Below are 12,196 nucleotides of genomic sequence, written 5' to 3'. Positions count from 1 at the left end.
TGAACGGGCGTGCGCCGGATCCGGCGCACGCCCTGTTTCTTTAGATGTCCACTTCAACCCGGCCAATCGGGTTGGAGCAGCAGGCCAGGATGTACCCTGCCTCCACGTCCTCTTCCGAGATGCCGCCATTGTGGACCATATGCACCTCGCCCGCGGTCTTCTTGACCTTGCAGGTGCCGCAGATGCCAAAGGTGCAGCCCGACGGGATGTTGAGGCCCGAGGCCTTGGCCACCGCCAGCACCGTGTCGGTCTCGGTGCAGGTCGCCATCACCCCCGACGCGGCAAAGCTGATCTCGGCAGTTGCGCTTTCTTCCGGAACCACATCGTCCAGCTCCGGCGCATCAGCCTCGGTCTCGACCGGCGCGCCAAAGCTTTCCTGGTTGTAGTTCTCCATGTCAAAGCCCAGGCCAATGAGCATGTCGCGCACCGCCTGCATGAACGGCTCAGGCCCGCAGCAATAGACCTCACGCTCCAGATAGTCGCCGGCAATCAGGCCCAGCATGATCTGGTTCAGTTGCCCGCGGTAGCCGGTCCAGACCTGATAGGGGTCGTCCTCCTCGACCACAAAGTTCAGCTTCAGCCCCGGCACCCGCGACGCCATGCTTTCCAGCTGCTGGCGCGCGATGATCTCGCTGGGCCGCTTGGCGCAGTTGATGAAGCAGATGTCGGGCGACTGGCCACGGTCGAACAGATACTGCGTCATCGACAGGCTGGGCGTGATGCCGGAGCCTGCCGAGATGAACAGGAATTTACCATTCGGGCGCTTGGGCAGGGTGAACACGCCCGCGGGGCCCGAGGCCTTGAGGAACATCCCCGGCTTCAGGTGGTCCAGCATCCAGCGGGTGCCGATGCTGTCGGCCTGCGCCTTCACCGTGACCGAGATCGACAGCGGCCGCGAGGGCGAGGAACTGATCGTGTAGGTCCGCCAGACAGTCTCCCCCGGCACCGGCAGCTCCAGCGTCAGGAACTGACCCGGCTGGTACTTGAACCACGCGCCAGACGGCGCGCGGAAGCTGAAGGAGGCGGTGTTCGGTGCTTCCGGCACGACCGAGACGCATTCCAGCATCTCGTCGTCCGTCCACGCCAGGGTTTCATCCAGCGTCTCGAAATTGGCCTGCAGTCCCATACGCTTACTCCGCCGCGATCAGGTGGCGGCCGGTCAGCGCGCGGGTCAGGTGATCGGCATACCAGTTGGAGAACTGGATGACGCCGCTCTCCTGCACTTCCGAATAGGGACCGGGCTCATAAGCGGGCGAGTTGATGCCGCGCTGGTTGTCCTCGACCACGATGCGGTCCTCGTCATTGGTATCGATCCAGACCTCGGTCAAGCGTTTCAGATCATAGTCCTGCCCCTCAACCGCATCCTTGTGCACCAGCCATTTGGTGGTGACTTCGGTTTCGGTGGGACTGATCGGGGTCACCCGGAACACGATGGAATGATCCGGCAGGAAGTGGTTCCAGGTGGTCGGGTAGTGGAATTTCAGCAATGTGCCCGCATCGGCGAACGGCACCCGGCCCAGCTTCTTCGTTACCGCCGCCTTGCCGTCCAGGGTATAGCTCTCGGCGCCCTCGTTCAGCGGCATCCGCGCCAGCCGGTGCTGACCGCGTTCGTCGATGGTAAAGGCGGACGGGACGCCCGCCGCCTCGATCCGGTCGAAATGCGTTTGCAAGTGCGCCGGTGTCTCGCCGCCTTCGATGCCGGTCACCGACGGGTCTTCCGGGAAGGTGCGGCACAGCGACGGGTGGTTGCCGCCGCAGTGATAGCACTCGCGGTTGTTCTCCCAGACCAGCTTCCAGTTGCCGTTCTCGATGATCGAGCTTTCATAGGCCACCTTGGCGTTACCCAGGTCATGCGGTTCCAGATACGGACGCGCCACAGCGGCAAAAGCATCGAAATCCGGCGCCTCATCGGCCAGACAGATATAGATCAGCCCCGCCAGATCACGGCAGTGCACCGGTTTCAGGCCATGCTTGGAGGCATCGAAGTCCGGCCCCATGTCACGCGCCCACAACAGCGAGCCGTCCAGCTCATAGGTCCACTGGTGGTAGGGGCAAACCAGCTTGGGCGAATTGCCTTTCTTGGCCTTGCACACAACCGAGCCGCGGTGGCGGCAGGCATTGTGGAAGGCGCGCACTTCGCCATCGGTGCCGCGCACGATGATGACATTGTAGGACCCCACCTGATGGGTCACGTAATTGCCCGCCTTCGGGATCTCGCAGGCCGGAATGGCAAACAGCCACTCGCGGTAGAAGATCTGGCGCATGTCCAGATCCAGAACCCCCGGATCGGTATAGAACGCCTGTTCCAGGGAATAGTTTTTCTGCCGGCCCATCAGCTTGGCCAGAATTTCGCTGTCCTGAAGCATCTGCTTCTCTCCTTTGCCGCATCCCCGCGGCGTCTTGGCTGGGTGCAGGCATGGGAAGAGAGATTGCAGGCCACGCGCCCGCAACCGCCCGACCGCCGCCCGCGGTTGACGTGTTTTCATGGCAAGGCTGGTTTCCGGACTGTCCCGGGGCCGCGTGGCGGCGGAGCCTGGCACCTTCCCGAGGCATGCGCCTCAGTGGTCTTTGCCAGGCCTGACCCGGGGTCACCGTTGCGGGGGCAGTGCCGGAGTTTCACCAGCTTCCCAATTCTCCGCCCCGAAAGGCGGCACCTTGCTGAGATGGAAAATGCCCGATCACGGGCCGGTCGGCGAAAACAAATCCGACCCGCCGAAACCGGAAAAAGACATGCATGTTTGCCGCTCTAAACCGCACAGGGTTGTCCAGAATCTCAAACCGGCACTCGCCAGCCTGTTTGCGGCAAGCGCTTATCTTTCATGCGTTTACCCGTTGCCCGCTGCCGCGAATTGATTCGCGGACACCCGAAAATGCGCCGGTCACTTGGAACTGGAACCACGATTAACTATATATCGTATAATTAATTGCGACTCAGGAGAACCAGATGACCACCGGCCACGTTTTCATCGCCACCAGCCTCGACGGCTTTGTGGCCCGCCAGGACCACTCGCTGGATTGGCTTTACAAACAGCCTGTTGCCGACGATGACGATGGCGGTTTTGCGGCCTTCATGGACAGCGTCGACGGGCTGGTCATGGGAACAGGATCATTCCGCACCCTGCTGGGGTTTGATGCATGGCCCTACGCCAAACCGGTTGTGGTGCTCAGCAGCAGCCTGACCGAACAGGACATTCCCGAGGAACTGAAGGACAAGGTACGCCTCAGCACCGCTGCACCCGCAGACCTTATGCAGGAACTGCAGGAAGAGGGCTGGAAACGCGCCTATATCGACGGCGGCCGGATGGTGCAGTCCTTCCTGCGGCAAGGGCTGATCGCGGATCTGACCATCACAACGGTCCCGATCCTGATCGGCAGCGGCATCCCGCTGTTCGGCAGCCTCGACCGTGACATCGACCTCCAGGTGGCAAGCTCCCGCACACTGCCCACCGGCATGGTCCAGACCACGTTCCGGGCGGCCTGACCCATGCCCCCGCGCAAAGGGCGCCCGCCCAGAGGCAGCCGGACCCTCAGCAAGGATGATGTGCTGAACCAGGCCCTGCAACTGCTCGACGAAGGCGGCAGCAAAGCTCTCACCTTCAAGGCACTGGCGGCGGCGCTTGGCGTCACCCCGATGGCCGTTGCCCATCACGCCGGCACCAGGGACGAGATGATTGCATCTCTCGTCGCCATTGCGTTCGAAGGTGCTGATGCACCGTCAGAAGCGGCAACGCCAAAACTGCGCCTGCGCGGTCTGATGACCCGCTACTGCACGCAGGTGACCCGGCACCCGGAGCTGGCGAAATGCATCCTGGAAAATCCGTCCTTAATCGGCCCCTCACTGACAAGGCTGACGCAGCTCATCGAGGCAGAGATTGCAGCCGCAGGCGTGACCGGCCCAGAAGCCCGCACCCTTCTGTGCCTGCTCGTGGACTACACACACGGGTTTGCCTTCGCCGCCGCTGCGGCACCTCGCGGGGCGCTTGCAGCTGGCGACTTCACCCCTGCTCTGGACTGGGTGCTCGACCGCATTGACTAAAAAACGCGGGCCATTCAAGCCCGCGCATCCGCTTGTGCCTTCCGGAACCGCCCAACCGGCGGCCTCTCATCACTTCGATTTCCAGCTGTCCAGCCAGCGCCGGAACCGTCCTTTGCGCTCGGCAATTGCATCCCCCGCCGCATACAGGCTGTCCTCGGCGCTTTCGATCATCGGGTCGATCCGGGCCTGCCGGAACCGGCGCCAGCGCACGTAGATGGCCCACATCACCCCCGCCAGCAGTACCAGGAAGATGATCGCGAACCAGTTGGTCGGCTTGTCCTCCGGCCCCGCCACCGGCTTGATTGTCACCGCGTTGGGGAAGATCGACAGGAACTGGTTGCGCCAGCCGTAATGCATGACAGAGACCCACTCCGGCGCATCCTTGGTCGAAACCGCGTCATTGGCGTCGGTGTACAGATTTGCAGTGTCGAACTTGAAATAGGGCGGCCAGTTCCAGCCGGTGTCCTCGTTGCGGTAAACAATAGGATCACCGTTCGGGCGCACACCCTGGATGAACTGCACATCGCGGTTCAAGAGCTCCGCTGACTGATCATCCGGCTTGGACCAGAAGATCCGCGTCCAGTCGTTCAGCTCCTGCCGCTCCTCGTAGGTATTGACGATCCGCACCACGTCGTACTGCGGCAGCGTGTAATGCAGGAAAGCGCCGAACAGCACCCAGAAGGTAATCAGGAAAGCCCATTTGATGAAACGCATGGGGTGGACCTCACATGAAGTTAATGACGTAGATCAGGAGCGCCAGCGCCCCCAGCGGGATGATATAGACCAGCAGGATCAGCTTGCGCCGGAACGAATTGTCGTACTGCTTCAGCCCCCGCTGGATGAAGGCCGCGCGGTCGCCGGTCAACCCCTTCTCTTTCCAGCGCCGCTTCAGCTTCAGCCGCCGCATCTCGCGCGAGTAGAGCGACACTGCGGCATAGACCATGGTCAGCACCACCAGGAGGATCAGGATCAGGCGGATAAATCCGAACATCTCAGCGCCCCCTCACCCGGTTCACAGCCCCCCAGGGGCCGACCCGGTCAAGCATCCCCTTGCGCTGGACCCGCGGCAGCCTGGGCATGCGCCCCTCCATATCCGGCTCATGCCCGAACAGCGCCTCCCGCGCGCCGGCCTTGTCTACCGCATATTCCCGCGCCAGGAACTCCGCCGAATAGGCCTTCTTGGTTTCCGGCCAGCCGCGGTACTGGCGGTAAAACTCTTCCTTGTGGCAAATGAACATCTGGCGGAAATCATGCGGGCACAGCTCCGCCAGCAGCATATTGACCAGATCCCGGTCGGCCGTATCCGCCGCCCGCAGGGAATAGAAATAAGCCGGATGGTCCGAGCGGATCTTCGGCCACTTGCCGCCACCTTCGGCCCAGCGCACCAGCGCGGACAGCCCCTCGAACTCCTCCGGCAGCTCATCGGCATGGCGCGCCGCCAGCCGCCGCAGATCCGCACGCGACAGCCCCGACAGGTCCCGCCCCTTCTCCGTCAGCACCGAGACCGCCAGGAACCCCATCTTCTGCCGCAGGATCGCCGCGCCATCGACACCGCGCGCCCGGATCACCGGCTCTGCCAAGCCATTCAAATCCAGAAACTTGGCAATCGCATTGCGCTGCCCCAGATCGAAAACCCGGTCCAGAGGAACCCCCTCCGGCTTCTCCCCGCTGGCAATCACCGCCGGATGCTCGACGCCCTGAAACACATACATGCCGCCGAAATGCGCGGTCCAAAAGTTCGACTGCGCAAACACCTCATGCTCCAGATGCACCGGATTGCGGGTCACATCGCCGGTCTTCTCCGCCGTCCGGATCATCTCCGCAATCAGCGCATCATCAAACCAGGCATCCTCGCCCGTCTTGAACCGCTCCACCAGCGCCGCCAGACGATCCGCATGGCGCAGCGTGCCCTTGGTGGTATCCGCCTCGATCCGCACCTGCTGGATGTCGAACAGCTTGGCAGGGGTGGACACCTCGAACACCGAATTCACCAGCTCGCCCGCCACGGCATCGGTCGCGGTCAGCGCAAACAACTGGCGCTCATTGACCTCGATAAACCGCCGCAGAATGTCCCGGCTGGTGGAGAATTTCACATTGAGCAGCGGGCAGCGCTTCTGCTCGGTGCTGAGGAGAATGAACTGCCGGTTCACGCCCGCATGGTTCAGATAGTGATCATCCCCCAGCTCATCCCCGATCTCCGGCGAAAAACCCGAGATATCGACGTGGAAATCCGTGAGCGCGGTGGTTTTGCCGGTCAGATGCTTCAGCGCGCGGTTATAGCGCTCCACCAGCGCGGGCGAGGCCACATGGAAGAGATTGCCGAACATCAGGCCATGCTGGATGAGGCGTTTCATGCAGGTACCTCTCTGGAGACACTTTGCTTCCATTCAGGGCGGGCCAGAATTTCTTTGATGTTCTGCTCAATGCGTCCCAAACCCATTTGCTCATGCAAAGCGGCAGTTGCTTGATCAAGCTTCACGCGAAGACCATTCAGGCGCCCTAGTATTCTTATTAAGTCAAGGTAAGCAAACTCCTCACCTACGCCGAACCCAGAGAACAATTCATCCTCACACATTTGAAGATTGTACAGGTGTTTGCCACTCGACAAGGTTAGCTCGCGAAAAAATCTGTATCCGTCTGACAGGCCAGACACTTGATGATAAAAACCGCCCATCAGTAGCTGCCCATCGGCGCATAATGCCTGTTGTTCTCTGCAAACTTCGACGAATAACTTCAAATCGGCTTCAAACTGGTCTTTGGCCTCTTTTTCTTTCCTCTGTCGCTGCTCATCTTCAAAAATTGCCGCTTGAGCTGCCATGGCCCGAGCCATGTCCTGCGTAGCCTCGCGCTGTTCTCGCAACTCTTCCCTTTGCGCTGCCAACTCTTGTCCCTGCAACCAAACGGTCGCAATCAGCCAAACAAAGGCCAACGCCCCGGCAAAACCTGCAAGTGTATCCCCAACTTCATTGGGGGAAGCTTCCAGAAAAGCGCTCCACTTACTTCCGCCACAGTTTTGATTGCCCCAGAAATCCGTTTGGCAAACGGACTGGTTCGCCGCCCAAACGCCAAAGACAATCACTGCCGCAGTCGCAAGCACGCCCCACATGATCGGATTGCTCAACCGCCAGAACGGGTCGCGGGATTTCTCAGCCATTCAAACCTCCCCGCCCGAGGCGCTTGCGGCTCGGGCAGCGCCCGTCCGCCCCCCTGGGCGGGCGCTTCGCTTCCGCCCGCGGACAGGCTCTGCCCTCATGTCGCGCGAAACAGTCACCCCCGCCCCTCCAGATACCGCCGCTTGGCCTCTTCCTGGCGGCCGAAGTCGCGCACCATGTTCTCAATCGCCACCTCATCCGACTTGTCGGCATAGCGGAACTCGCTGTCGGCGTAGCGGTTGATCTCCTGCACCACCATGTCGACCGTGATGGGCACCCGCAGCTCCGCAATCATTGCGGATTTGGTGTCGTAGTCCTTGAACAGGAACAGCTCCGGGTTCTCCATCCATTCATCCGGCAGCTCAAAATCCATCGCGCGGACCTTGACCGCATCGGTGATGTTCTTGATGGCGCGGCCGGTGAAGCGTTCATCCGCCTGCTGGATGGCCTTCAAATAGGTGCCCAGCTTTGCCAGATCGTCCAGTTCGCCGATCTGGTCATGCACCCGGCCAAACACCTCTGCCAGCCCCGGTTCCTGCGGGCGGTTATGCGCCTCGAAGGAACGCGCGACCGCCTTCTTGATCTCCTGCGCGCCATACAGATCATGGTCGCCTTGCGGGATTGCATGGTTCTTGCCCATCAGCAGGGTCAGGATGTCGATGTAATCCTCCCGTGTCTGCGGCCCGTCCACCAGGAACCGCGCGCCCGCCCGCTGGCGCAGGGCGTCGTCCACATTCTCCGGGTAGTTGGAGAACATGCCGAATGTGCAGTTGCCGCGCACCACGGTATTGGCGCCGGCAAAGGCCTCCATGAACACCGCCGTCACCTCCTGCTGGCCCGCGCTGGACTGCCGGTCGCCGCGTTTACCGGCGATCTGGTCGATGTCGTCGATGGTGCCAAAGCCGATCACGCCCGGGTCGATCACATTCTGGATGAACGATTTGGCGTTCTGCCCCGACTTGCCCTGGTAGCTGTCGATATTGTCGATGCCGAAGTTCTGATAGCGGAAGGCATAGCCCGCATTCTGGCAATAGTCGTGGATCAGCCCCGCCATCATCTGAATGAGCGTGGTCTTGCCGGTCCCCGGCTTGCCGTCGCCCATGAAGGTAAAGATAAACCCGCCCATTTCGGCAAAGGGGTTCAGGCGGCGGTCGAAATCATAGGCCATCAGCATCTTGGAGAGCCGCAGCGCCTGGTATTTGGCGATATGGTTGCCCACCACCTCATGCGGTTTCTTGAACGCCATCGTCAGGGTGGTGGACTTCGCCTTGGCCGCCGCGTCAAAGCCGCTGATGGTCAGATCATCCGCCTCCACCCGCCAGGCGGCAGCGGTGAACGCCTCCAGCCTTGGAGCATTCTGCGCCCGCAAGGCCGCCTTTTCCATCAGCTGCTCGGCATAGGCGGCGGTGGCCGCAATCAGATGCGCATCATCGGGGGCATGCAGCGCCAGCTTCTGGTCCAGCTCCCACAGCGCCCCGTGCAGCGCCAAAGGCGCGTTGTCGGTCAGAAGCTCCTCCGCCTCGCCCACCTCGGCCTGCGCCTCGCTCCCGTGCGGCGCCAGCAGATAGGCGGCGGCATTGGCAAACACATGCGCCGCAATCAGCGCCTCCGCCGCCAGCAGTTCGGTGAACTCGCCCTTGCGCGCCGCGTCCAGCGAACCGGCCAGATTGGCCCGCTTCAAATCGCCCAGGCCAGAGACATCCGCATAAGCCTCCCCCATCGCCAATGACACCGCCAGCGCCCGGCGCAAGCAATGCTGCAAGGTCGCCTGCAAGGGCGAGGTCAGCGGGTCATCCTCATCCGCCGCCTCGATGCGGGCAATCAGATGCACCCCCTCAGGCCGCGCAGTGGAACGCGTCACCAGCCCCGGCGTGGTCGAGCGGAAGCGGCGGGTGCGGGCAATCCCCGGCGAACGCTCCGGCGCCTTGCCTTCAACAGCAGGCTTGGCAATGCGCGGGGTGTGGTCAAACCCCTCCAGCATCGCCGCCGCAGCCGCGTAATGCTTGCGGATATCCTCTTCCCGCAGCTCCATCTGATTGCCTGAAATGCTCATCTCACCCTCTCAATCTCAACGCTGCAAACCAAAACCGATCCGCTCTTCATCTGGCTAAAAATATCCCCGCCGGAGGCTCCTGCGGTCTCGGCAGGCTCGCCACTCAATACCGCAGCACCTGCCCCGCCTCGCTCACCACGAACTTCTGCACGTCGGCAAAACCCGGCGGATCCAGCTCTGCCAGCACCTGGAACGGACGCTGCGGCAGGATGATCGCGCGCTGGGTCCGGGTCGCTCCGGTATCCGCGCCGCGCCCGCCAAAGGGGTCGAGCGCAAATACTTCCCGCTCCACAGTGCCGAACCAGCCAGAGCGCTCCTCGCGCACGTCCTCGCTTTCCAGCTCCTCCAGCGTCCAGGCCAGGGCCCAGTCCTGGCCTGCGGGCGCCTCCGCCTCCTCCAGCACCCGGCGCAGCGGCCCTGACTGCTCGGTATAGGCCGAGGAATACATCGGCCCGACGTGATAACGCCGCAGCTGCTTGGGGTGGAGGTCGCCGAAATCCTCGTCGAACCCCTTCGCAATTGTCACCAGCTTCAGCCCCGCCAAGGCCTGCGCCATCAGATGCGCCTGCACCTCCGGCCAGCGGCGCTCGTCCTTGGGCAGGGCCACCTTGCCGCTGTCCTCCAGCTCCATCAGGTAGATCACCGGCAGGTTCACCTGGCTGTCATAGGCAGCCCAATGCAGCAGGAAGCGCCGGCGGCGCGGGCCCAGGTTTTCCAGCCATTCGCACTCCGGGTCATTCTGCGTCCAGAACAGCTCACCCTTCAGCAGCTCCTGATAATAGAGCCGCTGCGACAGCGCGAACTGCAGTTTCGAAGGCACAACCCGGTCCGAGATGATGGTGCGCACCATATCGTCCTTCAGCACCTCCTCGCTGGCCATATTGGCCAGATGCCGCTCTGCCTGCTGGGCGTCATTGGCCATGGTCATCAGCTCAGCGGCAACAGGAAAGCCGCTGTCGCGCTTGTCCATCGCCAGGCTGCCGAAGAACCGGCCGGTATCGCGCCCGGTCATCAGGTATTTCATCGAGAGCGCGCGGAAGGTGAAGTTCAGCCGCATGAGGTAAGCCGTCAGCACCTTCACATCGGATTTCGAAAGCCGCCCCTCCGCCTGCATCGCCGCCGCCACCCGTGTGAGATGCCGGATGATGGTGTCGAACTTCTTGAAATACCGGCGCGAGGCGAAGGTATCGGCAAGGGCTGCGTGGTCGGTTTTCATATCAACTCCTGGCAATCCAGCACCTCCACCAGCGACGGCCATCCTCGTGCAAACTCTCCCAACGGCTGTTGACCGCAGCCAAAGTTTCCTGAGGTGTGAGCCTAGAAACTCTTTGAAGGAAGAACCCGGACAACCCCATTAGATCCAAATATGCCGGGAAGAAAAACTTGAACGCTGGAACAGTCCAAAACGGAAGAGCCGCCAGACCAACGATCGAAATCGCGACAGCAAAACCCACGTCGCCCCAATAGTATTGCGAAAGCAGAACCGGAAACTGCCCGATCGCAGCTAATGGCAACATGACTGTCATCATGCGAAACACTAACCACCCCTGACCGGCCAGAACTGCGCACAATCCCAACAACAAAGGGTTCCAGCAGCGATTTTCTACTTCGGCTTTAGTCACAGCTCCACCTTCCGGACGTGCCGCTTGCGGCACGGACAGCGCCCGACCGCCCCCATGGGCGGGCGCTTCGCTTCCGCCCGCGGCCTGGCGCCGTCCTCTGTTGCGCATTGGGGAGGTTGGGCGCCCAGACCCTCACCCCCCATAGAGGTTCTTGTCGTGCTTCTCGACAATCGCCGCGAACCGGCGGGCAAAGCGTTCGTCGGCCTTGGCCTTCTTCTCCAGCACGTCGCGGGCAAACACCATGTTGCCCTCATGGGCTTCCAGCATGTCGGCCATCTTCTGGTTGGTCGCGGTGCCGATCGCCGCCATCGCGGTCTGGGCCTCCTTGTCGGTCGCCACGCCGATCTCGTTGATCCGGTGGGCAATATCCTGCTGCTGCGCGGTTTTCAGCGATTTGGTCAGCGCATCATACAGCACCACCCGCTGCTGCGTATCTGTCTGCAGCTTATTGATCAGCACCATCTGCGTCGCCGCCTGGTTCTGCAGAGAGTCGACCCAGGTCTTGCCTTTCTCGATATAACGCTCCAGCGTCTGGGATTTCGCCAGCTTCACCTGCTCGTCCTGCACCAGCGCGTTGTATTTGGCATTCAGCTCCGCCAGTTCGGTCTCCAGCTTGGTGCGCGCCGCGGCGTCCTGCTCGACCGAGATCTTGTTCTCCAGCTCGATGATCTGCGGGTCCAGCGCGACAATCTCAGCCCGAACCGCCTCCAGCTCCTGCACGGTGAATTCGCGGTCATCCAGCGTCGCGGTCAGATTCTCCTGGACCTTCTCGCGCTGTTCTTCCAGCGTCGCCAGCTGGCCTTCCAGCAGCTTCACGATCACATCCGACTTGGCGATCAGGTCCTGCAGCTTGTCATCGATATTGGCGGTGCGCATCCGCTCCTCGCGCATCGAGTCCGATTTGCCCTTGCTGAAAAAGCCGACAAAGCTCTCCCAGCCGGTCTTCGAGCGCATCTCGTCGAAATCCTTGGAGAACGCCGCCGTCACATCATCGAGCCCCATGATCAGCTCGGCAATATTCGCGTTCATCACTTCGGTATGTGCATGCACATCGTCCAGCGTTGCGTTCTCGATGTCGATGCTGGCATCCTCGCCCGCCTCGATCTTGCTGCGCGCGCTTTCGATCCGGCTGGTCAAAGCTTCGATCTTGGCCTGCAACTCCCGGACCTTGTCCTGGCTTTCGGCGACCATTTTCTCGAACTGGGAAACACTCATCGTATCTGTTCCTCCCCTTGAAATAACTGATCCATAGATGGGGATGTAAAATGAATTTACATCCCCGGAGCGGTCAAATTCCGCCCGGTTCCTAAGTACTGTTGCAGAGAGGCCGCAC

Annotated in this window: 12 protein-coding genes and 1 riboswitch; of the genes, 2 read left to right on the top strand and 10 right to left on the bottom strand. The window is 61.7% G+C overall.

The window, feature by feature from the left end; all coding sequences use genetic code 11:
• Nucleotides 1-40: 40 nt before the first annotated feature.
• Nucleotides 41-1,126, bottom strand: a complete 1,086-nt coding sequence (locus tag ACXAEH_RS17845; RefSeq protein ID WP_475034659.1) for an FAD-binding oxidoreductase — start codon at nucleotides 1,124-1,126, stop codon at nucleotides 41-43.
• Between the two features lie 4 nt (nucleotides 1,127-1,130).
• Complete coding sequence (locus tag ACXAEH_RS17840) at nucleotides 1,131-2,366, bottom strand: aromatic ring-hydroxylating oxygenase subunit alpha (protein WP_475034658.1); 1,236 nt, start codon at nucleotides 2,364-2,366, stop codon at nucleotides 1,131-1,133.
• Between the two features lie 108 nt (nucleotides 2,367-2,474).
• Nucleotides 2,475-2,673, bottom strand: a riboswitch (cobalamin riboswitch).
• A gap of 271 nt (nucleotides 2,674-2,944) precedes the next feature.
• Here ACXAEH_RS17840 and ACXAEH_RS17835 point away from each other — a divergent pair.
• Both ACXAEH_RS17835 and ACXAEH_RS17830 read left to right on the top strand, forming a co-directional pair.
• The gene (locus ACXAEH_RS17835; protein WP_475034657.1) at nucleotides 2,945-3,481 is read left to right on the top strand and encodes a dihydrofolate reductase family protein; all 537 of its coding nucleotides are present in this window, start codon (nucleotides 2,945-2,947) and stop codon (nucleotides 3,479-3,481) included.
• A 3-nt stretch (nucleotides 3,482-3,484) separates the two neighbouring features.
• Nucleotides 3,485-4,036, top strand: a complete 552-nt coding sequence (locus ACXAEH_RS17830; RefSeq protein ID WP_475034655.1) for a TetR/AcrR family transcriptional regulator — start codon at nucleotides 3,485-3,487, stop codon at nucleotides 4,034-4,036.
• A gap of 69 nt (nucleotides 4,037-4,105) precedes the next feature.
• On the opposite strand, the gene ACXAEH_RS17825 is transcribed toward ACXAEH_RS17830, so the two are convergent.
• The 8 genes from ACXAEH_RS17825 to ACXAEH_RS17790 all read right to left on the bottom strand — a co-directional run bounded on the left by ACXAEH_RS17825 (nucleotide 4,106) and on the right by ACXAEH_RS17790 (nucleotide 12,078).
• On the bottom strand, nucleotides 4,106-4,750 hold the full coding sequence (locus tag ACXAEH_RS17825; protein WP_475034654.1) for a DUF1523 family protein: 645 nt from the start codon (nucleotides 4,748-4,750) through the stop codon (nucleotides 4,106-4,108).
• 10 nt (nucleotides 4,751-4,760) lie between these two features.
• Nucleotides 4,761-5,027 (bottom strand): hypothetical protein, encoded by a 267-nt coding sequence (locus ACXAEH_RS17820; protein WP_475034653.1) that lies wholly within the window; start codon nucleotides 5,025-5,027, stop codon nucleotides 4,761-4,763.
• A gap of 1 nt (nucleotide 5,028) precedes the next feature.
• Complete coding sequence (locus tag ACXAEH_RS17815) at nucleotides 5,029-6,390, bottom strand: DUF6638 family protein (protein ID WP_475034652.1); 1,362 nt, start codon at nucleotides 6,388-6,390, stop codon at nucleotides 5,029-5,031.
• The gene (locus ACXAEH_RS17810; RefSeq protein WP_475034650.1) at nucleotides 6,387-7,190 is read right to left on the bottom strand and encodes a hypothetical protein; all 804 of its coding nucleotides are present in this window, start codon (nucleotides 7,188-7,190) and stop codon (nucleotides 6,387-6,389) included. Before ACXAEH_RS17810 ends, ACXAEH_RS17815 begins: the two co-directional genes overlap by 4 nt.
• Nucleotides 7,191-7,303: 113 nt before the next feature.
• Nucleotides 7,304-9,241, bottom strand: coding sequence for an AAA family ATPase (locus ACXAEH_RS17805; RefSeq protein WP_475034649.1), 1,938 nt, complete (start codon nucleotides 9,239-9,241; stop codon nucleotides 7,304-7,306).
• Nucleotides 9,242-9,344: 103 nt separating this feature from the next.
• Nucleotides 9,345-10,457, bottom strand: a complete 1,113-nt coding sequence (locus tag ACXAEH_RS17800) for a hypothetical protein (protein WP_475034648.1) — start codon at nucleotides 10,455-10,457, stop codon at nucleotides 9,345-9,347.
• A 1-nt stretch (nucleotide 10,458) separates the two neighbouring features.
• On the bottom strand, nucleotides 10,459-10,863 hold the full coding sequence (locus tag ACXAEH_RS17795; RefSeq protein ID WP_475034646.1) for a hypothetical protein: 405 nt from the start codon (nucleotides 10,861-10,863) through the stop codon (nucleotides 10,459-10,461).
• 132 nt (nucleotides 10,864-10,995) lie between these two features.
• Entirely contained in the window at nucleotides 10,996-12,078 is a 1,083-nt protein-coding gene (locus tag ACXAEH_RS17790; protein WP_475034645.1) for a hypothetical protein, read from the bottom strand.
• Between the last annotated feature and the right edge of the window lie 118 nt (nucleotides 12,079-12,196).

Source organism: Leisingera sp. ABM4_060 (assembly GCF_056158765.1).
This window is presented reverse-complemented; position numbering and strand designations above follow the sequence as displayed.